Origin of the sequence: Pseudoalteromonas sp. APC 3893, from assembly GCF_030408095.1 — a bacterium.
Classification (GTDB): Bacteria; Pseudomonadota; Gammaproteobacteria; order Enterobacterales; family Alteromonadaceae; genus Pseudoalteromonas.
In genome coordinates this window covers 25,790-51,992 of sequence record NZ_JASDCD010000009.1, presented here as the reverse complement: position 1 = coordinate 51,992, position 26,203 = coordinate 25,790, and the positions used below count along the sequence as shown (strand labels likewise).

The following is a 26,203-nucleotide window of genomic DNA, read 5'->3' as shown; positions in this document are numbered from 1 at the left end:
ACTACTTTAATCCGTTGAGTGAATTCTTTGCGGCTGATGGCAATTTGCCTTTCTGCTGATGTTGGCGCAAACTGTCTAAAAAATGATTCTCGGAAGACCGATAAGGAGAGTCTGTTAAAACGGTTGTCGCATCATCATTCTTCATTGGGTCTTTCTTCTTTATTTTTTCGATCTTTTTCAGGTGAGCTATCAGTTGCTCCCCGAGGTGTCGCTTGAGTAGTTTCCTAGATAATGGGCTGATGCTTGCTAATCGAGACAATTTATCTTGCATAAATGACTCCATTTGCTCAGGCGAGACGACTAGGGTATCTGGCACCAGCTTTTGGAACGCATTAATGGCTAAGCCCTGAGGGGATGCCTGCAATTTTAGTTTAGCCTCCAACCCAAACAACAATTCATACAAATTTTCAAGATCATCCGATTTCAACTGGGGATTAAACATGAGCTGGCTACTGTTCGTTGTTACCGAAAAGTCAACCAAAGCAAACACAGCTAATAATACCGAATCGATAAGTTCACACTGAAACTCTGCAATAATTAACGGTTCACAACCTTGTAATCGACTAATCAATTGTTGAAGCCATTGCCGACTGGCAACATCACTATTTACTTGATGGAAGTTAGTTAAAGTTAACCGGACTAAGGTGGTTTCTTTCGGTAGGTTACTAAGTGATTGGTGCAGCTTCTCGAGCAACTGTTCGGCGCTATCGATATGATGTTCTGCCCCCTCAAGAAGAATATGACTGACTTGTTTATGATGGCTTATAGACACGTTAATCAAACTGTTTTCTCGAATGTCAGCATTGGGAATACTTGATAAAGGGGACAGAATGACGGGCTGAACTTGCGGTAGTCTTTCTGCCGATACAAACTGAATATTTTCTGGCTTGCCTAATGTCACAGTATGAGACAATTCCCGCTTCGGTAATTTATTAAGTTTAGATTGGACACTCTTTTCTACTCTGCTTTTCGATTGACCACTGTCTTGGTTACCAAGATCAACTATCTCTGGTTTAACGATATGTTCAACTACAGAAGTCCGGTTGAATTGTTCAGGAAGATACTCTTGAGTATCGAATGGATAACCTGGTAAATGGCAACGACTAACACCTTGAGCCTGATAGTAGTGCACCAGCTCTTGCTCATCACCCGAACTGAAAGCCTCAGCAAGAGACAGTAAACTCTGAATATCGTTACTTTGCTTTTGCTTAGCGGCAGCTGACCAAACACCCGTTAGGATATCTTCTTCGGCGTTATCATTGAATTCTATTTCCGTCAGCAATGCTACTAGCTCTACTAGGCTACTCCCTATGACAACAACTCGATGTTTCATATGACGTCTACCCACAGCCAAGGTATAAGCGATGTCTCGTAAATTTTGTTGGTTTTCTAATTGTCCGTTTTCTATTTGTTCGTTTTCTGCCTGCACATCATTTAAATAAGCAGCACAAAACGTTCTAAGTGCTGTCACACGTTTCAACAACGAATGTTTCGTTCGCGCAGAAAGAGCGAATATCTGTGGCGCAGAAATGTGTGAGTTTTTCGGAATATCGGAGGCACAATTTTTCAAACTACCTCTTTCGGGCAAGTGTTCCGACAACACCATAAACGCATTGGTGCCACTGATCCCAAAGGAACTGACACTTCCCATACGAACCGAACCTGGGTCCGCAGGCCAATCGGTGCTTTCTTGATTCACATAAAAGGGGGCATTATCCCAATCGATGCCACTCATAAGTGAATCAATAAAAATGCTCTTAGGAATCCTTTGTTGTTCTAGCGCTTTAACCATATTGACCAAACTGACCAATCCAGAAGCAGCAAAGCAATGACCCACATTCGGTTTATTAGAGGTGATCGCACTTGGCTGTTGGCGTCCTTCCAAGGCATCGGATAAAGCATTTAATTCAACCAGATCACCTAGTTCAGTACCGGTGCCATGTAAAATGTTATAACCGAGTTGCGAGCTATCGATATCAAATTTAGTTAAGGTATCGGCGATCAAACGACTTTGTGCGGCGCCATTGGGAGATGCGATACCATTAGTCGCACCGTCATAGTTAATACCAGACGCGTTGATTAAGGCGTAAATCGGATAACCACCCTGCTGAGCACGATTAAGAGGCATAAGAGCCAACGAAACAATAGCCTCACCTGGTACAACACCATCTGCGTCGGCAGCAAATGTTTTACAGCGACCACTCGGAGACATAATCCCCGCCTCTTGCATAAGCGCTAAACTACTTTCTTGAAACACTAAATTTGCCGCACTCACTAACGCCAAATCACATTGTTGATTGCGCAAGTCAGTACAAGCTTGGTGGGCTGCAACTAAACCAGAGGAGCAAGCGGTATTCACCGACAATACTGGGCCGGAGACATCTAAATAATAGGCCAAACGAGACGCCGTGACGGCAGTATTTGCATCTAATAAATTAGTAGAGAGACCAAAATCCCCCGCCTCTAACCCAGTGTAGATACCTACCTGTAAACTGTTTAAGTCGTGATCGCCAATCGCTGCATCTTCTAATGCATTCCAACCTTCCATTAATAGAAAACGTTGCCGCGGATCAACCTGGCAAGCGGTTTTTGCCGACATATCAAAGAAACCCGGCTCAAACGCCCAAACATTGGCAAGATTCGCCAACCAATAAGTGGCAGAACTGTTTGGCTCACCAAATCGAGGCGTGACATTGCGGGTAAACGACTCACCCGCTAGCAACGCGCGCCAAAACGCATCCACCCCATCAACCCCGGTTGCGCCAGGAAAATTCCCACTCATGCCAATAATTGCAATAGGCTCTTTGCTTTGATTAACCGGCTGTTCGGATTCATGATGAGAATTGGAACTCACTGGTTTAAGCTCATTATCATTGACGAGCTTGGCTTGTATTTGAGTAATTAACTGATCGCCGCCTTGAGAGTTAAGAAAGTCCAACAACTTGTCAACCGTAGAGTGATTGAAAAGTTGATGAATAAAGTTGTCAATTGCCAAACAAGATTCTAACTCCGTCGCTAGATGCTTAAGCGTGATTGAGTCAAATCCCATTTGATAAAAGTTTTGTGTTTCTGAAATATCTGCTGCGGCGATCTGCAATACCTTAGCAATTTTATCGACCACTAATTGCTTGAGGCTTTGTGGTTGTTTTAGTTGGCTTGACTTAGTTAAAGCGTCTTTTTCTCTCTGCTCAATATCTCTATCAGAAACCTTCCGCTCTGCAGTCGATTGCGCTGTATCTAATAACTCTCGCTTCACTGGTGGACGATTGTTTTGTTGTTTGGTTACGTTAACTAACTTATGTTCAGAAGCAAGAATACGTTGCAGCAGATCGATGCCTTCTTCATCAGACAATGCGTCCTGCCCCGTGAGTTTAAGAAACTCTATCAGTTGACTGTCTTCAATATTTACCATGCCACCACTTTTCCAAACCGGCCAGTGAACAACCCTGTGTTTTAACGGCGATCTGTTCGCTCGAACAAAAGCACTTTGAAAACGGTTAGCCATCGCATATATATAGGTACCTGCATCACCTTGTAACGCCGCCATTGAACTGAAATGGCAAATATATTCAACCTCGTATTGACTGAGTAGATGTTCCAGATTCAACATACCGTCAACTTTTGGCGCTGCGATGTCTTTCAAACGTGCCCGAGGGATCTCAGCTAATGGACGATCATCAAAACAGCCCGCTAGATTAAAGACGCCATCAATTTTTGTCCCTGGAAGCAATGCATCAGAAAACACCTGAGCTAAACTGGAAATATCAGCAATATCACACTGGCAATAACGAATCGTTTGCTCATTTTGCGTAACAAACTGTTGATCTCTATTGCTTAATGAAGAACGACCTAGCACCAAAACTTGTGCTGCTCCATCACTGATCAAACGTTCTAATAAGATTCGACCGATGCCGCCCATGCCACCGAATACTATATAAAAGCCTTGTTTTGAGAAAGACCGCGTTGGAAAAGACTGTCTTGAAAAGGCCTGAGGTTGGTCATTAAGCTCAATGGCAATTTGCGACTCAATATGACGAAGACCATCTAAGTAAACCGCATTGCCTGGTTGCCCCTGATGCAACTCAGCCGCAATATTTTCCACCCAGGTTTGATGAGCTAGTGCTTGTTCTTGACCATAACCCACTAATGTTGCCACTATTACATTGGAGGCAGATGGTTGCGCAGCAGGTATGGAAAATAACGACTCTAAATAAGCGTATTCCGTTGCAGTTGAGCAATTATCAGCAATAATTAAGTGATGTTTTTGTCGTGAGTCACTATTCAATACACAAAGCAGATCAGTGATAGGTGCATAACCTTGTTGAACGAATACTTTCGCAATACCGCTCACTAATATTACTGGGTTGCTTGCTTGATAAGGTTGTAATACTCGACGCCAGTCATTCTGACTGAAACCAAAACTATCATCAATTCGTTCCGTGACAATCTTAGCGTTTGGGAATTCAGATGCCAATTGCGTATCTAATGACTGGTTTTCTAATCGCTGGTCTCCGGTTTCATTCAAAAGAACGAGTAATAGGTTTTTCACTGGCTCCTGCTGTATCTTGGTTATCGGTCGAGCCACCAGCTCTGGGATCGAAGTGTTAATTCCATTGTGAGTAAATCGAGGACTCCCCCGCCGACTCACTTCTGCTTGATCAGCCATGGTGTCATTCCACCAATAACGATCCGCAGCAAATTGTCTCGGTGGCACCGAGAGACGACGACAGTTCAATCCGGCAAACAATTGCTGCCAAGATAAATCGTAGCCCTTGCAATAAAGTTCAGCTAGTAGCTGTAAGTTTTCTTTATAAGTATCCGGCTCATTCAACTCACGATAACTCTTGAGCAAGTTTTCTCCGAGTGCTTTTAACGCCTCTGTGATCTGATTTTTATCTTGGATAACTGAATCATACCAAAGACCCGAAGTCTCATCAGACTTTCGAGTGTCTAACCATTGCTGGATCGCCACAAATAACTGTGGAACTTCAGACGCAACCACGGCTAATCGAGTGTTAAAATGTTTCCGTCCAGACAGCATGGAATAACTTAAGTTTGTCAGAAATGGTTGATCAAATTCTGGTTTTACTCGTTGTAAAAATAACCTGAGGTCTTGCACAAGCAATTGTTCATTAGAAGCAGAAAAACAAAGCAAATTTTCTGGAGGGTTATTACTTTGGCTAGCGGTGACAGCGGGCTCTTGCATGACGAGGTGAACATTAGTGCCACTAAATCCAAAGGCACTGATCGCGGCTCTTTTAGGACCATTTTGATTGGCAGGCCAGTGAATGGATTGTTCATTGATGTAAAAAGGACTATCAACAAGCTGAATGCTCTCGTTAATCGGTTGACTATTCAGCGTGGCGGGTAATCGATTATGCTTAAACGACAAAAGTAGTTTCGCGATTCCAGCGATACCTGCGGCAGCCGCTGCATGACCCAAGTTGGACTTTATCGATCCAATGGCACAAAAGTTTTTCTGATTAGTAAAGCGACCGAAAGCCCGACTAATGGCTTTAAACTCAATGGGATCGCCTAACTTTGTTCCCGTTCCATGGGCTTCAACATAACTCAGAGTGGCTGGATTTATTTCACTCTGCTGATAAACCATCTCGATCAATTGCGATTGAGCTTCGCCATTTGGCGCAATAATACCGTTGCTTAAACCGTCTTGGTTGCTCCCACTCGCAATGATTAGACCATAGATTTGATCCTGGTTATTGATCGCTTCTTGCTCGCTTTTTAATACTATCGCGCCAGCACCTTCAGCGGGTACAAAACCATCAGCATCATTGGAAAACGTTTTACAATTAAAATCGTTGGAGAGCATGCCTGCGCGAGCAGCTAGTAAATAATGGGTCGGTGTAGACAGTACAGTTACTCCACCCACTAAAGCAGAATCAATCTCACCACTCCGTATTGCCTGGCACGCGAGATGCGTTGCAACTAAAGAACTTGAACAAGCAGTATCGATCGATATCGCTGGCCCTTTTAGGTCAAGCAGGTAACAAATTCGTGACGCTAAGATGGAGCTCGCATTCGCCCAAAAGGCTTGTGGCGGCGATACCCCTTGGAATAATCTTGAATAGTCATTGCCGATAGTACCCACATAGACCCCAGTCCGTTGTGCCTTTAAATTAGCGCCGGTCATTCCCGCGTCTTCTAGAGCTCGCCATGCTTCTTCAAGAAAAATTCGTTGTTGGGGATCCATAAAACGAGCTTCACTACCAGCAACCCCAAAAAACTTGGCGTCAAACTTATCTATTTCTGGTAGTAGCCCACCTCGCTGCCAGCAGTTGTCTTCACCGCTACTCATAATGTCAGCAAAATCTTGTGGCACCCATCGCGTATTATGAGAAATAAGACTTTCTCCGGCAACGAGACGCTCCCAAAGCGCAAACTGATCCTCAGCATTACCGAAACGACAACTTAATCCGACCACTGCAATAGACGATGACTGCTGCAGAGTGGCATCTGATTGAACATCGTTTATGGCTGCCGGCACCGACGCAGCAGATTTGTCGTGGCCTGCCGCTTTGTTGTGGTCCGCCGTTTCGTTTGCTTGCACTTGAGACCGTTGCTCTTTAAAGCTGTGTATATGATGTTGTTGTACTTGAGAATTCTGTGCTTGAGAACGCTGTGCTTGTGATTGAGTTTGCACTGCTAGATACTGAGTAAGCGATGGATACTGCTGACTCATATAGTCGGCTAACCGGTGGATGGTTGGCTTACTGAATAAATCCGTCGTATCTAACTGAATTTGAAACGCTCGATTGATTCGCTCAACAATGTCCACCGCCACTATCGAATCAACGCCAAGGTCAGCGAAAGTTGCTCGTTTTAGTTGGTTGCCATCCGGTAACTTAAGAGCCGCACAAAATAACTTTTCGAGTTGCTTCAAAAGAGCGGTGCGATGAGATGATTCTAAGGCAGTGGCTTCTGAGACAGCCTCCCCTAAATCATCAGACGCAAATTCTTGTCCACTGACCACTCTATCATTATGGGAGACGCCCAAGACTGGACAAGTCGCAATCGAATCTTGAGCCGACGCAGAAAAATCAGTTTGGTGCTGATCTGGGGTTATCGAAATGTTTAGTGGTTCAACCTCTCTTGACGATTGACTTTCTAGCGCAAAGTTCCGCTGGATATAATGAGTTAAACGCGAAATATTAGGTTGTTCAAACAGTACCGTAGAGTCTAACGAAATATTAAGTTCGCGATTTATTTCGCCCACTATTTCAATCGCAATCACCGAGTCGACACCCAATTCAGAAAACGCTTTATTGGCGAGTACTCTTTCTTGCGGTAGCTTTAATGAAGAAGCTAACACTCGAAACAAGGCATCGCTTATCTCGGCAGCGTCAGCTGCCAGTACTTCTGGTTGACCAATAGGCTGAGAATTTTTTTGAGTACTATTTTCTACAGTCAGTTGAGTATTCTCCTGCGGAATGCTTTCTTGAAGTTCTTTTAACGGTTCAACTTTGGTGGCCAAAGAAGATTTTGTTTGCTGGATATACTTGGCTAATGTGGCAACATTTGGATAATTAAACAAATTCGTTGAGTCGATAGTTACGTTGAGATGTTGGTTAAGTTGGCCGGATAATTCAACTGCAGCGATCGAGTCAACACCATAGGAAGAAAACGGCTTAGTGATCTGCAAACGCTCAGGCGATATTTTCATTACGCTGCACAGTAGATTGCCAACTTGCTGCGTAATTTCTTTGAGCTCTTGAATTACCACAACACCATCTGTGTTTGGTGGAGTAACTAACGATTCTTGCTTAGATTCAGAACCAATATTTTCAAAAGAATGATTCTGTTCAGGTTGCTGCTCAACTCGAATATCAATCGCTGTTTTCTGACGACTCGTTTCTGCTTGGCCGTCTTCTTCAAGCTGACCAATCACCTCTCCCTCAGCCAGAGGCGTAAAGATTCGACCATCACTTTTAGCAAAGATAATCTGCTGCCCTAAGTGATGCCCATGACTTGCTGGCCAATACAAGTCACTAAAGCCGGAGTTTTTCAATAAGGTTAACCAATCACTCGGTGAAAGCGCCGGGCAACCTGTGACTCTTAATTCCGCATCATTTGCATTCCACCAATCAGGTAGCAAGCCAAAGGTCAGATGCCTGAATAAAGAAAATCCAGTGATCTCATTAATGAACACCACCCCATCTTGGAACAGATAGCTTTTGATATTTTTCAGCGTGTTAGCCATATTTTGAGTGGCGTGTAATACATTGGTTGCCACCACAATATCAAATCCTTGATCGGCTTGTGCCGCAGTTAAAGCGGGTGCCTCTAGGTTGAGAATGTCTGTTTTAAGATAAGGCGCGATCGATTTAAACTCGTTCTCTGCGTGATTTAAAAACCGTTGCGAGACATCCGTATAACAATATTGCTCAATATGTTTTTGATAAGGTTGTAATGCCTCAAATAACATCTTGCTGGTGCCGCCAGTCCCTGCGCCCACTTCGAGAATATTGATGGCAGTCGTTGGATTTTTGGCAACTATTTTCTCAACATGCGCCACAACACTTTGAGTTAACACCTGATTGAAAAAATCCACTAGAGGGTTGTTTGCATAAACCTCGTCCATGATGGGAGACGTTGGCGAAAAGAGTACCGCCGCGGCAGGCATTGTTCCCGCTAAAATTTTTGGCAAGTGGGACAGCGAAAGCTCAACAAAGTCCAACAAGGATTGGAATGAAGGATTGTTTTTATGCGCTTCTCGAAAGGATTGCCATTGAGCAGGTAGATTTGCTTTTGTGTTTTGCATTTTGTTGTTTAGTGCATCAGCTTCAGAAAGTACCAGCAATCCGTCTTTTTGAATCAATCGGCCTGCCGCTATCAGCTTCTCGATACTGACTTTAAACCATTGAACATGCCCATTAAAATGGCTAGCATCTGTAATTAGCTGGTTACCGGAAAAACATCCGCTCTTGCGTAGCGCATCAATTAACTGATCCAGCAACAAGGATTCTAACTCAATACCTTCTAATAACCGCCAAAATGACCCAACCGAATCATTCAGTTTTACCGCCTCATTAGTTATTGTCGCCAGATCATTGAGACTCTCATTTGCAAGAGAGCCATCTGAGGAAGGTCGCATAATTAAGCATTCTTTAACCGGCGAGCCAAGAATGTTATCTTGATAAGCGTGGACTCCCTGCAAAAAGTTGATGAACATAAGTTGTGAAGCATCGGAACTCAATAACAGTTCAAGGAATGCCATTGCTTCTTCACTGTCAACGGAACCGACACTTAAACTCGCCATTTTGTTTCGGTAGGTATCAGAAGCAACTACACCGGTGCCTCCCCAATACCCCCAATTCACAACCTTGACCGGATAATCGCAGGTTTGATTCAGCTGCTGAGCAAAAGCGTCTTGAAACGTGCTGCCTGCGGCATAATTACTTTGCCCAGCTGACAATGAATAACTGACCGACGAAGAGAAAAATAACAGAAAGTCCAATGGCACTTTAGCAAACACATGTTGGATATGAATACTGATATCTAATTTTGCCGCTAAGCTCGATAAAAATCGCGACTCATCCATTAACATAAGACTTTGGTCAGCGAGCACCAGCGCCGAATGAATCACACCGTTTATCTGTCCATAACGCTGCAGCAAGTCTTGGTAGACTGTGGTTAGTTCCTGAAGATCCGTTGCGTCTGCCTGAATATATTCCGGCGCAGGCCCGAGTTCGGCAAGCCGACCAATATTGGAGTTAATTGCTGCGTCAGGGGATCGTCGTCCAATCCAAATAACCTGCGCTTGATAACCGCTGATTAAATGCTGGGTAAAGACTTCACCGATACCACCCGCGCCGCCGATAACCAAATAGACGCCTCGATGGCGAAGCAAAGACGTCGAAGGTTTGGGCAAGCACGAAGCCAAATGTTGCTGCCACCAACTCGTATTTCGGTACGCAACAACTCGACCTGAACGGTTAGCATTGATGATGGGATTGACCTTCAGGATTTCAGCACTTGTCGGATCAGCTTCTAATCGACAGGGTAAATCTAACGTGATAAATTGCCAGGTTGGTTTTTCCGCAGCCGCACAACCTACCAAGCCATGAACTGCAGCGTGAGACGCGTCAATAATATCCGTCGGAGTAACTTCACAGACTTGCCGAGTGATCACTCTCAAACTTGGTTCTGATGACACAGAGGCCGCCTTTGACATTGCTTTTATTAAGCGAAACGCTATCAGAGCGAAGTTTCGACTCATAGAAACATTAGGTGTTCGTCGCAACTCAGTGGCGCCATCATCCAACCATAATACGACTTCTTGAATCGATGTTACCTCCGCCAAACACTGCGTAAAAAAAGCTTCTGTTTCTTGGCCATCTAGAGTCCAAACCGACGCCGCCAAATCGCTACCTTGTTTATGTTGCAACAGACGATCAAAGGTGAAAATGACCTTGGTTTCGCGACTCGAAGATGGTGAGTTCTTGGAGTCATTTATCTCGCTCCAACTGGACGCAAAAATCATACTTGACGACACTGATTGATTGGCGTTTGTTGCTGGCCGTTCTTTGACTGCCAACTTTTGCGTGTTTGAATGCTGTGTTAATTCAGGCGTCCGCTGTAGAGTCACAGAAGAACGGCTCGGTTGATGATTCAACCGACTTGCACTGAATTGCTTTGAATCCGCTCGCTCGGAGGGTATTCGATTGGGATCCGGCTTGAATTCTCGGAAAACAAAGCCTCTAATTTCGATCAATACCCATCCGTCTTCACCGAGTAAATCAATATCGTACTTAGTCACACTGGCCTCACTAGAGGACGAGGGTGAATAACGAACCCAGGCGAAAGCAACATCTTGGGTTCGAGAACGCACTGACATTTTCTCGATAAAAAAAGGTAAACGGGTAAATTTGCCTTGTCGTGTTTTAGGGAACGCAATGGTGGTTTGCAGTACGCAATCCATTATTCCCGGATGTAGAAAGTAACTATCATCATGTTGGCAATGGCCGCGCGGTAATTTAATCTTGGACAGCGCCTGCTCACCAAACTCCGCAGAGTTAAGATAGCGAATGTTTTCGATACCCTGGAACGCAGGACCATGGTAAAGATTGAACTTATTGAAAACTGAGTAAATAAAAGCGTTATCAAATGACTCAGCCCGATCAAATCGTGCCAACAAGGGTTCAAGTGCTACTCGGTTTTCTTGGAAAGCGGCTTGAGAAATTTCACCCTGACTGTACACCATCGCCGAATCTTGCTCTGACACAATTTGGTACGACAAGCCATCAGACTCATCATTGATTTTGACGGCAACTGAATTCATATTTTGTTGGGCGTAAACCGGTCTCATCCAGGTAACGCCAGAATATTGATAGCCTAATTGGGTGCTTGTATTCAGTTGACTACTATTCTGTCGTTGACTACTCTTTTGATGGCCATATTGTTGGTTCGCTTGCCAATAAGCTCGGGTGGCTGAGAGAGCCAGTTCTAGTTGCATGACCCCAGGTAACACCATAATGTCACCTAGCCGATGTTGATCAAAATAAAATGCGGCTTGGGGTAAGTTGAACTGATATCCGTTACCAGCTAACGAGTGCGGCTGAACACTAAACGAAGCAAAATGATTAGCCGGTAGGTTCGCCGAAGAAGTCGTTGAAATCTGCAAGTCAGGTTTCGATAAACCCGGTACGTTTTCCGCCATGTTCTCGGATGAGAACGAGTCTTGTCTCAGACCGTTTATCCAGTAAGTTTCACGAGCTAATGGATATCCAGGCAGGCTCAAGCGATGGTTTCGATGGCTTGAATGCAACGGCTGCCAGTCAATGGAATCGCCATTTAAAAACCGCTGATTAATTTCTGATGCACTAAGTCCCGTCGCAGAATCGTTAAAGTGATTAACCGGTGCAGCTGGTAGCGATTGTCCCTGCTCTAACCATTCGCCAAAACATTCTTTGGGTATATCACCATTGAATGCAATACGATTCAGAGTTTCCGACAAACTGACTATGTCTTCCGCCATAACAGCAAAACGCACTGGCATGACGTCTCTTCCCACTTGTAACGTGTAAGCTAAATCAGTTAGCTCAATATTCTGACCATGACGAACCAAGTGCTGCCCTAGCTCCATAATTCTTTGCAGCAGTTGCTCGCGAGTCTTTGCTGACAGAAGGATGCTTTGCGGAGAACTGTGTGAAGAGCTAGCCAAATGATTTTCTGCCGTCGTCTGTGCATAACTTTTCACTAGAATATGCGCGTTCACACCGCCAAATCCAAAAGAGCTGACGCCGGCAACTAACTCGGCATCTGCATTGTTAGTATTTGAAAAGTTTGAATTCCATTGGGTAACCCTTTGTGGCACAAATAAATGACTCTGTTCCAGTTGCAACGCAGGGTTGAGTTTTTGACTGTGTAAACTAGGTACCAGTTGCCTATGTTGCATCTGTAACAACACTTTAATCACACCCGCAACACCGGCAGCAAATTCTAGCGATCCAATATTGGTTTTAACCGATCCTACAGCACAGGAAACCGAACCTTGGCTTCCCGCAAAAATGTCTTTCAATGCCGACACTTCGGTTTTATCGCCCAACGGCGTGCCGGTGCCATGCGCTTCGATGTATGACACTTGTTCCGGTGATACCTTAGCCACTTGCATCGCCGATTGAATCACATCCATTTGGGCTTCTTTATTAGGAGCCGTCAGTGACGCGGCTTTACCACCATGATTTACTGCACTACCCGCAAGTACACCGTAAATATGGTGACCCTCTCGTTCGGCATCATCAAGACGTTTCAGCACTAGCATGGCAACACCTTCTCCCCTTGCGTATCCATTCGCGTTGTCGCCAAAGGCTTTACTCTTTCCGTCCGGGCTGAGCATACCGGCCTTACTGAAACTTATGTGAAGATCGGGAGAGACAATCACATTAACTCCGCCAACAATAACCGTATCAGTGGAATACGAATTAAGACACTCCATACCTTTATGAATGGCTACCAGCGAACTGGAGCAAGCGGTATCGATCACTTCGCTTGCGCCGTGCAAGTTCAAAAGATAACTCATGCGATTGACGCCGACATTCGCCGCCATTCCCAAACCACTGTAGCCTTGCAATGGCACGCCTGCTTGCTGTAACAACTGACTATAACCAGACGAGTTGGTGCCGACGTAGATGGATGTTTTTGATCCTGATAAAGCGCTAGGTGCAATGGCTGCATCTTCTAAGGCTTGCCAAATATGAGTCATGGTTAATCTTTGTTGCGGATCCATATACTCAGCTTCCCGCGGGGAAATACCGAAGAACAAGGGATCAAACTCTGCCATACCAGTGATAAAACCGGCCCACTTAACATTGGTTTTACCTGATTCAAAAGCGGAGCTTGCGTAATAATCCCGCCAATCCCAACGCTGTGGAGGGATCTCTTCAATACAATCTCGCCCTTGGGACAAAACGTCCCAGAATTCAGCAGAATTCTTGGCGTGCGGGAATTCACAACTCATCCCAACTACGGCTATTGGCACCTGATGAGTGTTGCGGGCATTGGATTTAATTTGACTCGTATCGCCAAGCATATTCCTCGCAGCGTTACTCGTGTCAGCGACCATGCGCATGGAAGTCAATGGCAACCAATAGTCTTCTCGTTCAAAGGGGTAAAGTGGCAGACGAACTTTTTTACCTTGACCATTTTGATAATACGCCTGCCAGTTAACATCAAATCCTTGCACCCATAATTGCAGCAGATGACCGATTTTCCCTTTGCGCACCCAAGCGGCTATGGTTAAAGAAATATCATCGTCTAGTGCCAATGTTTTTAAACTGTTTTGCTCGGTTAACGCAGAGCCAGAAAAAACTCGGCGAGAGTCAGCGCTGCCTTGCAAGAAATGTTGCAAATCACTTTGCACTCCTTGGAGACTATCGGCTATGATGGCTAAACGAAAATCAAAATCCGCGCGCCCCACTTGCAAGGTATAAGCAAGGTCAGCTGTCGAGCCTTGATAATTTTCTAAAAATTGGTTGAGCGCTTCAACCTGGCGATGTAAACCAGATTCGGTTTCAGCCGATAATAAATAGGTTTTCTGTAATGCTGGGTATTCAGAACTTATTGACTCAGCAGGTTGATACACAGCTTCTTGATACTCAGACAAGACTAAATGTGCGTTGCTACCACTAAAGCCGAAAGAGTTAATTGCAGCTCTTCGTCTTCCCGCCACAGGTCGTTGCCACTCCATAGCGCGCTCAACAATAAAAAATGGTGAGTCCTCTAGTGTGATATTAGAATTTAATTGACTAAAGTTAGTTGTTGGTGGCAACTGCTGATGGCGCAACGCCATGGCAACTTTAACGAAACTGCAAATTCCCGCCGCACCAAGGGTATGACCGATATTACTTTTCACGGCACCCAAACCACACCGGCTTGTTGTACGACTCAATTCATTGAAAGTATTGGTTAACGCATGAACCTCGATAGGATCGCCCAATGCAGTACCGGTTCCATGACACTCCACCAATCCGATTTGATCAACCGGCACTGCGAATTTTTTATAAACATTTTTTTGCAATCGACTTTGCGCACCGGGATTAGGCGCAGTAATGCCATTGGTTCGACCATCTTGATTGACTCCCCATGCATCGACGGTTGCATAGATCGCATCACCGATTTCAACCGCCGCCTCTAACGGACGGAGTAGTACAGCCGCAATGGCCTCGCTCGGCACAAAACCATCGGCTCGGTCATCAAAAGTAAAGCAATGGCCAGAGGGTGACAGCATATTCGCTTTACTGGTTAATAGATGCATGCGCGGTCCAGACAACACACTGACTCCGCCGACTAAAGCCAAGTCACAGTTTCCTAGTATTAAATGGTTCGCCGCTTCGACAATGGCCACTAAAGATGACGAGCAAGCCGTATCAATCGCCATACATGGGCCGTCAAAATTAAAATGGTAGGCAATGCGTCCGGCTAGTACTGAAGTTTCAGATCCGGTCATACTGTAAATATTGGCCTCGCTTGCCTGACTTTGACCATAGTCACCGGTGGAGCAGCCCATAAATACACCAACTGATTGATCGGTTAGTTGACGAATGTTATATCCCGCATCTTCAAAGGCATGCCAAGCGGTTTGCAGCATTAATCTTTGCTGCGGATCCATAAAAGTGGCTTCTCTTGGCGAAATATTAAAAAACATGGGATCAAACTCAGCGACGGCATCTACAGCCCCCATCCAACGACCATAGGTAGTGGCAGGTACATTGACATCTTCTGAGTAATAGTGATTGATATCCCAACGTTCAGCGGGAACTTCTCCAACACACTCTTTTCCAGCAACAATATTTTCCCAAAACTCTTGCAAATTATTGGCACCGGGAAAACGACCCGCCATACCAATAATGGCAATCCGTTGGTTCACCACTCGTACGTTTTCTGTTATCGCAGATTTCTGGTCAGATAATGCTTGTCTTTCATTGACTGCTTTTTGGAAATTGGCCTGAGGGGTTGCCTCACTTTCCAAGTGAACCTGTGACGCATCTTGCTCGACCGACTGCGACAATATTTCTGTCGATGGCGACTTTTCGATCGCGAGCGACAACACAAAACCCGACATACTTTCTAAATCAGGGTACTCATAAAGTGATGAGGCTTTAATGTTCACATCAAAGCGTTGATTGACTTTCCGAATCCAACTCACACCAGATACGGAGTCTAAACCCAGTTCTGTAAATGTCACATCAATATCGAGTGATTCGTCGCCGAGATCTAATTCTTCTGACAGCAGTTGAGACAATCCGTTTAACACGCTGGTTCTATCAATCGTTGCTCTTTCAGGATTGCTCTCCGCAACATCAGATTGAGAATCAACTGGGTTAGATTGAGCGAAGTTAGATTCATCGGAGCTTGTCTGAAACGAGCCCGTCTGAAACGAACCACGGTTATCAAGTTTCGCCTGCTTAGTAAAATATTTCTGAATCCGGTTCTGCACTTTCTTGTTCCCAACAAAAGAGGTCTCATGCATGGCTAGTTCTTGCTGATAAGTACTATCAAGATTTGCCAACACTCCATGCTTATAAGTGTTTTTCATTTCGACAAGTTGCTGTCGGCTATTCAATGCAAGCGCTTGTCCCATACCAAAGGCACAATCAAATACCTCATCCGCATCCCTGAATAAAGCAGGTAACGCAAAGTTTTCTAATTCATAACCTTGATAGTGCTCCGCCAATAACAACGAACGACGCGCAAAGTCAATACCGTATTTGGCTGGATAAATTAATGTTGAACCGGCACCCGGAGTAAAACCTAATTCCATATAAGGGCTATAAAAGTGGGCTTTTCGATTGTAAACAGCGAGATCGCAAAAAGTAGCGAGCGCCCAGCCCGCGCCAATAGCATGGCCATTAACAGCAGCAATCACTGGAACATCCAACTCTAAAGGTAAAGAATAAATGGGGAAATCAGTAAACTTACTCTTTCCTTCGGCAATTGCCTTTAATCCCTCCTCGTCACCACCGGATGCAAAAAAGCGGTCATGCCCGGTGACTACAACAACCTTAATTTGTTCTAAGGAAGCGGCGAATTGAAACGCCTGATAAATATCCTGCATCATTTGGGCACTGAACATATTCGCGTTTGCAGCACTTTTTAGTTGCAGCAGCAGAATATTATTATCACACTCAACCAAGCTAACGCAATCGACTGTTAGTAAAATTTTTGACTCTGCAGAATTGATCACCGAGTCTACTGTGGTTAGCTCTGTAGAGATTGAAATCCTTGATTTCGCTCCCTCTGATAATGGAGCTAGTGGAGATGATTCAATCTTAGCTAACCACAGCGATTGAATATCTTTTCCAACGGATAGATATTGTTCGCCACTGGGTTGACTAACTAGAATTTGCAAATGACTGTTTAAACGTTGCTTTAACAATTGAGTAGACACAGGCACATAGGCTTGTACTAATTGATTAACAAATGCAGCGGCTTGCTGTTCTACATCTTGTGGTGTTGCAACATTCGCAATTAAGCAGGCACCGTCATTCAATGAGTTTCCGCTAAATAAAGTTTCATCAATACCTAAGTAACGTTGTTTAAAATATGTTTGGCAAAAGTCGGGACACTCACCATCAACCGACAAGTTATGAGCAAAACTAAAGTCGAAAGCACTCAATAATAAATGAGAACCGACTGAACCCTGACTGCCATCGATCATAGCGACTGTAAGAAGGTGATCAATGGAAAACAAATGTTCAAGTTGCTGAAGAAGCTGCTTCAATTCTAGTTCAGAAAGTTCGCTAGCCACAAGCTCCGCCGGAAAGTCCACAAGCGCCACTTTTTCGTCAGTAACATGACGCAACTTTGATTCAAGTTCTGTTAACCATGCCAGTAGCTCAGGCCAAGTTAATTGACTGAACCCGCAGCGAAAAATAACATAACCGTTGAGACGCTCAATCTCGAAAAAGCGAGCACTTTGACTAACCGGCATTTGATGACCATTTGGCAGAGGTGACAGCGATATGGATGGTAGTGCTTTTAATGGATCGGTTTTTGACAATCCTGCATCACGCTTTGCTACAGAAGTTTTCTCAACATCAGGTAGGCCAACAAAGCTAGCACAAGGCTCTAGGCGAACGGTGTTTAAAGGCGTGCTTGAAGGTCTCTCTAATGCCTCGGTTACAAAAGCCTCTCTTTTAAGGCGGTGATTGGCAGAGCGATTGATAGTCCTATTTTTCGCTGCAAAACGGTCCTCTGCTGAAAGCGCCTCTGCAATAGCAATCGATTTTTTATTTCCCGGCCAATAGCGTTTCAGTTCCAACGGATGACCAGGCTGGACACGCTTAGTCACTCCACTGGACTGGAACAATGATTCACAGTCTAACTCATACCCTTGACAAAATAATTCCGCCGCTCGCTGCAGTTGTATTCGACTGATGTGTTGTTGAGAAAAAATGTGTGCTAACTCTTCTGTTAAACTATCATCGGCTCTAAAGCTACGGGCTGACACACCAGCAAACTCAACCGTTTGATTAACTAAAAATCGATCCAGCGCTTGTCTTGCCTCCTCAATGTCATGGGCAACAATAGCCAAACGATAGCGGAAAAAGACTCGGCCACATAATAAGGTATAGCTAGCACGGAGAAGTTGCTCTTGATCAATCTCCTCAGAACTAAACAAGTTCAGATATTCCTCTGCCATTACCCTTAATGCAGAATCAGACTTGGCGGACAAAACTAACAACACACCATCGTGTGAATAATTAATGGGATCGCTACTGCGATGAAAGTCGCTCAAAACAACATGGGCGTTAGTGCCACTCATCCCAAATGAGCTAACCGCACCATAGCGCAACGAATTGTCTTTTGAGGGCCATGGTCGATTTTCGAGATTCACGTAAAATGGTGACGCTTGCCAATTCACTTGATCATTTAGTGGGCTTGCATTGATACTCGCCGGGATACACTGTTTTTCTAACGCTTTCACCAAATTAATCAGGTTGACCAAACCTGAGGCTGCAAGACTGTGACCAATATTTGGTTTATTAGAAGTCAATGCACAAAATTGTGTTCTATCACTCTGCTTACGAAACACTTCGGCAAGCGCGTTAACCTCCGCAGGGTCACCCAATACAGTACCGGTGCCATGACTGACAATGTATTCGATATCGTCGGCATCGATAGCAAATTGTTGATAGACGCTTGCAACTAATTCAGCTTGTCTATCACTTGCTGGTGCAGTCATTCCATTGGTCGCGCCATCGTAATTAATGCCGCTCCCGCGAACCACCGCTTTAATATCATCGCCGTTTGCCACCGCTTTTGCTAAAGGTTTTAATACCAAGGCTGCGACTGCTTCACCAGGCACCATACCATCCGCATGAGCACCAAAGGCTTGACAGTTTTTAGCCGGTGACAGCATCCCCATTTTCACAATGTTGGTGTAATAACGACCACTTAAAATGAGATTAGCGCTTGCCACCAACGCAGCATCCACCTCTCCCGTTCTCAATGCTAAACAGGCTTGGTGAAATGCAACCAACCCAGAAGAACAGGCGGTATTAATCGCCAACACCGGGCCTTTTAGATCAAGAAAATAACTGAGTCTAGCGGCGAGAATGGCGTTGTGATTATCGACAATTTGGCCGGCATGGGAGGAAACCTCCGCATAATCACCATCTTCTACACCAACATAAACTGCGAAACGCTCACGCAGATGTTTATTGCCAATACCGGCCTGCTCCAAAGCACGCCAACATTCCAAAAGTAACAGTCGTTGACGTGGATCAATATTGACGGCTTCTCTTGGTGAAATATTAAAAAACAAGGGATCAAACTCGTCGATGCCAGGTACCTGTCCCAACCATCCGAACTTAGAGTCAGCATCAATGCCTTGCTCTAAAGTGACTTGCTCCCAATCAAAACGGTTAGAGTCAATCGCGCTAATTGTGTTTTGGCCGCTTTCAAGTATTCGCCAAAACTCTTCACAATCACGAGCCCCTGAAACTCTGGCACTGTAACCGGTAATAGCGATATTGGTCACATCGGTATTTGCGGAATGGGTGTCAGTTGATTCGTCTGCTGAATCGCTTACTAAATCAATGCTTGGAGAAGCGTTAGCCGCTTGCGCCTGCTTCTCTATATCGGTTCGGTCATGAGACTCCGAACTTACGTGCTCTTCTATTTCACGTTTTATTGAACCGAGCTGCAAGCCATAATTATTCAATAAATAATCACAAATTGAAGCGATTGTTCCCGCTTTAAAAAACAGAGACGGAGCAATATCCGTTGCCAACTGCGCATTAATCAATTCGGCAAAATGACGTAAGCCAATTGAATTAAATCCAATCTCGGCAAGCTTTTGACTGGGATCAAGATTCGACGCATCCAACTTTAAATAGTTAGCCGCCATTTCTAACAGCAGAACTTCGAGCTCTTGAGGAGCTATTTTAAATTCGACTGTTTCCCGATTGGTAGGATTAATTGGATGCTTGCTTTCTGGGGACAAACTTTTTTTCGATACCAAAAAGTCTTTAAGCAAACTGGATTCAATTTGTTCCTTCTCACCATAAGTAACAACCAGTGAATTGATATCACTGCTCAATACTCGCCACACCAGATTCCATCCGATGTTTTCAGGCAATGGAACTTGACCGGTATCGGTTAAATAATGGTGCTGAGTGGTTTCATCACCTACCCTCATTCCGCCATTGGCCCATAACGGCCAAGCAATCGAAATAACTCTCAGTTGATCATTTAAATTATCCGCTGTAGTGTCAACTAAACACTGTTGGAATCGATTTGCCACACCATAATATGCACTACCAAAGTCGCCACAATAGGCTGAAATGGAAGAAAACAAATAAACAAATTGTGCTTGATACTGTTTCGCAACTTTTAATAGATTGACACTACCCGCTACTTTTGGTGCATATATATCGTGAACCTTATCAAGGTCTAAACAAGATATGCTTTCATTGTGAAATGATCCCGCGCAGTGAAAAATTCCGCAGATAGGAGACTTTTCATCGGTCATTGACTGAAACGCCTGCCGCATTTCAGATAGAGAAGTCACATCGGCTGTTAGATAATGAACAGTGGCTCCAAGTTGTTGCAGTTTCTGCAACTTATACTCTATCACCGAGTCTTTAGGACGACGGCCAATAAGATAGAGAGTGCAATTTGAGTTGGTCGTCAAGTGGCAAGCTAGCGAATATCCGATCCCACCCATGCCACCGGTAATCACAAAGGTGTTTTTCACGATGTCTTTAAACGTGTTTTTAAAGCCGTCTAGATTAAATATCGTATTGCTTTCGGGTAGTTCGCAAGAAACCAAGACATCTCGATAATAATTTCCGTCACGCCAGATCACGTTTTCATTAATCCCGCTTTCAACAAACTGGCAAACCGCTTCGGCCATCTCTGCAGTAAACACATAATCAGACTTCGCTTGCTCCAGTGAGAGACATGACGCATTCACCGACGCATTCAGACGAGATAAAGACTGAGGCAAAGAAAACCAAGTGCTTGACCAGACGTTTGAGTTGTCGTCATTCGGTACAGTGACAAGATAGAACGGAATCTTGTTATTCAAGGAGATCAGTTGCGTTAAACATGTATGCAAGTGTGCTAATAAATTTTCCGAAGATGTGGTTTCAGGGCTCCAGATAAACACCAAACTAACCGAATTACGGACGTCATTTATTCGAGTCCAAAATTCAGTCTGTAATAAGTCTTGATAAGGAACACTCTGCCAGCAATTCTGTGGATTAGATTTAGCTAGGTATCTTTCTAATTGTTCTGTGATATCTCTGTTATCGGTGACACAGATAATATTTCCGTCGACTTTCTCTGAAGCTTTCTTGGCTTGTAAGACCGAGATATCAACGGGCAATCGAGACGACCGGTATAGATTTTCTTTAACCGCTCGGATACTTGATGCGATAGGTTTTGAGGCTAATTCGCCAGTTGCATCGATAGAACTTTGCATATCCACCCAAAAAGGTTGCCGCTGAAATGGGTACATTGGCAATTGCACCGGTTTTGCCTGAGACAAAGGCATCAACAATCCCCAATCGACAGCTATCTGATTCACCCAAATTGTTCCGGCCGCTTGCAACTGACTTTTTTGATTGTTCTTGTTTTCTTGTTCGGTTCTCGCCTTCACTGTCTCATTTAATGGTTTTCCGAGAACAGTCGGCAACACCTTAACCAATTGCGTTTGTTGTTGCTTTCCTCCGTACCAAAATACCCTCGCATCTTTCACCGAGTGAAGCAGAATCCAACGCTCCATAGCCTCAATTAACTCCGCTTTGGTATGAGCTAAAAATGCGACCCTGATCGGCAATTCTGCACGACAACGGGTTAACGTGAAAGCGATATCGGAAAGCTGTGAAGCCTCTGCAACCTGATTTCTTTCGCCAGATTTTTCACCGCCTGTTTCACCACCTTTTTCTTCTAGAGCATGAATAAAATGAATAATCATTTGCTCAAGACTGGCTTGCGACTTTGCGGAAAATGGAAACAATAAGTTGTCAGGGTTGTTGTTTAATCTGGACGTTTCTGCCCCTGTTTTGGTTATTATGTCGGGTGAAAACCCGGCTTGTGGAAACGCCTCTACTACAACATGAGCACCACTCCCTCCAAAACCAAAGGAACTAACACCTGCGATGAGTTTACCATCTTGATTCAGTGGTTGATTTTCTTTAACCACGAAAAGTGGACTGTCATCGAGATCAATTTCTTTATTTAACTGATTATAGTGCAGGGTCGCCGGAATAATGCGATGCCGTAAAATCAAGACGGTTTTAATTAAACCTGCGATCCCTGCTGCGCCTTCTAAATGCCCGATGTTTGTTTTGACCGATCCAATACCGCAAGGATTTAATCGACTATCATTCGGTAATTCTTGTTGTAATCCAGCAAGCGCTAATTTTATTCCTTTTATTTCAATCGGATCACCAAGAGGCGTTCCGGTGCCATGGGCTTCAAGGTAGCAAAGCTTATCAATGTTAATGTTTGCGTTACGGTAAGCTTCGACCAATAGATTAGCCTGCCCCACCGGGCTCGGTGCGGTTAATGATGCGGATTCACCGATATGATTAATGGCACTCCCCTTAACTATCGCTAACACCTCATTCTTATCCGCCAATGCGGCTGACAAAGGTTTTAGAATAACGACACCGACGCCTTCACCCCGTACATAACCGTCGGCAGAATCGTCAAATGCGCGACATTGTTGACTACCAGAAAGCATGCCAGCCTGCTGAAACGAAAAGGTGTTCACCGGACTTGAGATTAAGTTGACACCGGCAACCACGGCAGATGAGCATTCACCAGCTAAAATTGATTGCCTTGCATTGTGAACCGCCACGAGAGAACTAGAACATGCGGTATCGACAGTGACACTCGGACCGATAAAGTCAAAATAAAAGGAAATTCGATTCGCGATAATCGACGGGAAAGTGCCCGTTGCCAAGTAGGCTTGATCTTCTGCCTCTAGCACCCCGTGTAGTAAAATAAGATCTCGATACTCGTAATTACAAACCCCAACAAAAACACCAACTTTTTCTCCTCGCAACGACTGAACGTTGATATTACCAGATTCAAACGCTAGCCAAGTGGTTTCCAACAATAACCTTTGTTGTGGGTCCATCAAGCGAGCTTCTCGTGCCGATAAATTAAAGAAGTCCGCGTCAAAGCCGCTCACATCAGCCATAAATCCAGCCGTTAAATTCCCATCACTATTCGGCCAACGGGATTGCTTTAAAGGCTCCAAGGCGTCGTTATTGTTAATTAACAATTGCCAAAAACCATCGACATCTTCCGCACCGGGAAAACGACCCTGCATAGCCACAATACAAACTTCCTCTTGATTGACTGGAGTAAAAGCTTGTTGATGGTTTAACTCTGATAAGGATTCGTTTGACTGAGGAATATTTGTCTGAGGAAGACGAGAGTTCAAATACCGAACAACTGAGTCAATAGTACTGAACTCAAAGAAAAAAGACGAGTCTAGGTCGAGTGAATACTTTTTGTTGAGTTGCAGCCTAAGCTCAAGTAGATCCATGGAGTCTAAACCGCTTTGCATTAACGGTTGAGAAAGTGAACTTGCGGAACCATCTAAATGGTGGCCCAGTTGCTTGACTAGGTTAAGAATAAAATCCAGCGGATTTTCAATTGCCACCCTCTCTTCTGTTAAGTCAACGGATAATATATTTTCTTCTTGAGGTTTGATTGCCACCGCAAGAAATTCGATAAGCTTTTGCGCAGTGGGATATTCAAAAAATATCGAGGGCTCTAATTTAAGCTCTAATTTTTTTTCAATCGCTAAACGTAGCTCAAGTAGATCCATCGAGTCTAGTCCGGAAGACATTAACGGAAGATTTAACCAGCGTTCAGGGTCGATTGTCTCATTTTTTAATTGGCCGATGATTCCGATCACCAGCGCCTTGCTGTTTTTAAGTAACTGACTCTCGACTCGCTGAGTCGGTTTAGACGAGCGGCTTGCATCTAACTCGCTGACTCGGGTGTCGGTGGTCTTAATGACGTCGGTTGCTGAGTCACTCGCCGCCAAAAGCCGTTGACTATCATCCGATAGTGCTTCGTTAAGATTGTATTGAATCAAAACGCCATAGGTTTGATTCTCTTTATCTAACGGACGAAATCCTTGAATCTCTTTGACTATGGAGGCTCCGTTTAAGTGGTGGAATGCGAGTACCGGATCAAGCGGACAATGGCCGTCCCGAGTTGCCAAAACATAGTCACGATAGCTTGGATATTGAGCAGCATCATACTGATGGCAACGGCTCACACCGACTAACGATTCCACCCCATTGATAAGACGTGCGCGCAAATTAACAAATTGCAGTAATCGTTTTGCATAAGCTGTGCCTTGAAACTTAGGCACCACCCACATTGCAATCAACTGACTATACTTGCCGTAAGGTTGATGAAGTGACTCAATATTATCGTAAGAAGTACTATCTAGCTCGTCCAGCGAGTCAATACGCTGAGTATAAACAACGCCGATAATCTCATTGTCTTTGAGCATCACCAGATTACCGGTTGGGAAATTCTTAATCCGCTGCTCAATCGCTTGACGAATGGCACACAAAGCTGCGGGCCAACACGCTTGTTCTAACGCCAGCAAAGCATCAATATCCGCTCGGTATACCGGACGAATTTGATAGTCCTGATGGATAAAGTGATTAAGGGTTATCCTACCGACCGAGTGCAACTTTGGGTATTTTTCAAATAAGCTAGGCGATGGAAATAACTGAGCTTCAGCGGCGCTTAATAAAAACACGTCCGCTTCCACTAGCTGTTGTTGTGATAAGGCGTGATACACATCAAAGTGTAAACTTTCTAGTTCGTCCTGACATTCTTTCACAACTTGAGGTTCAACACTGTGAACCTCAAGCAATACCATACCGTGTTTGCGACTCACTGCTGCCCATTTGGCAAGATGTTCCACCAGGCTTTGTACTGCTTGGCCACTGTCGATTAAATCCCCATCAGAGTCGACGAACACGCTGGTGCTACTGCCGATTCTGGCCGCAGCCCCGAGTTCATCCGCCGGCGCAACAAACGGCCGATCATGATCAAGAAACGAACGAATATGCAACACATTTTCAGTATCTTGTACACCATTTTGTGCCAAATCTTGCAACAACTGTTCGGGTTTATTGATATCACCCCACAAGGTTTTATGGGGTAATCCTTGCAGCGTTTTCTCGGTCTCAATGAGTGCCTTTTTGTTATAATCAACGCCAATCAGCAATAGCGGAAACTGATCTAAAACTTGGCCACGTCTACTGTGCTGTACAATATGCTGGTAGACACTTTTCAGTAGTGTTCCATCACCGCATCCCATATCCGCAATATATTTTGGTTGAGAAGCAAAGTCTTGGTTATCAAAGATAGTTGAAATGATACTTTGCAGATCTTTAAAGTATTTTTGATGTTGAAAACCACTGCCGGTGACATTGAGACTTCGGTCAAGGTGTTCTTCATCACCCAGCTCATCGCGAGTAAAAACCCCCCTGCAATTGCCAAATAAAAGTTCGCCACTCTGGTTAAACATCTTCTTGTAAGAAACCAGAGCGGCAGTAGTTCCGACGCGATCAAACAAAAATTGTCCAAAATGAGTGAGTGGGTGGTTGGCTTTTTGTCGATCAGCATGGCCCACTTTAAGCCACCCGCGATACACAAACAACTCTATTAGCTTTTGTTGTGCATCCGCACTGAAAGCATCACTCAATAACAATCCTCCCGACTCAACTCGTAGCCATTCTTGCTTTTTAAATAACAGCCAAAGTTGCAGACACCAAGCACCATCAAGATAGTCGAGTAATTCTGATTCTTCCCATGAAGGTGTTGCTTGTTCGACCAACCGGCAAAAATCGATCGATTTATCAGGGGTAAATTGGTTTAGATCAAACGCCAAAAGACGCTCCAAGCGGTTTAAATCGGGGCGAAAGGATTCCACTATGCTTCCCTGGGGAATCACATAGCGATCCCGCTGGCCGCGATCATCGACCACTTTTTCGAGCCACCCCATAGACTCAAACATTCGCAAAACTACATTTAAATTGCCTCGATTGGCATTCAGTTTTGCTGCCAAATCAAATTCAGAGATTGGCATGTTAGCGCGAATAGTATCAATTAAATTATGTCGAAAGCTGTGTAAAACAACGTGAGCAATAACAAACCCATGGGCTACACGATTGATCCGATCCAACAT

Annotated in this window: 1 protein-coding gene; it reads right to left on the bottom strand. The window is 44.5% G+C overall.

Features of this window, described 5'->3' with window-relative positions; all coding sequences use genetic code 11:
- Nucleotide 1: 1 nt before the first annotated feature.
- On the bottom strand, nucleotides 2–26,203 hold the full coding sequence (locus QMA12_RS12110; RefSeq protein WP_290210251.1) for an SDR family NAD(P)-dependent oxidoreductase: 26,202 nt from the start codon (nucleotides 26,201–26,203) through the stop codon (nucleotides 2–4).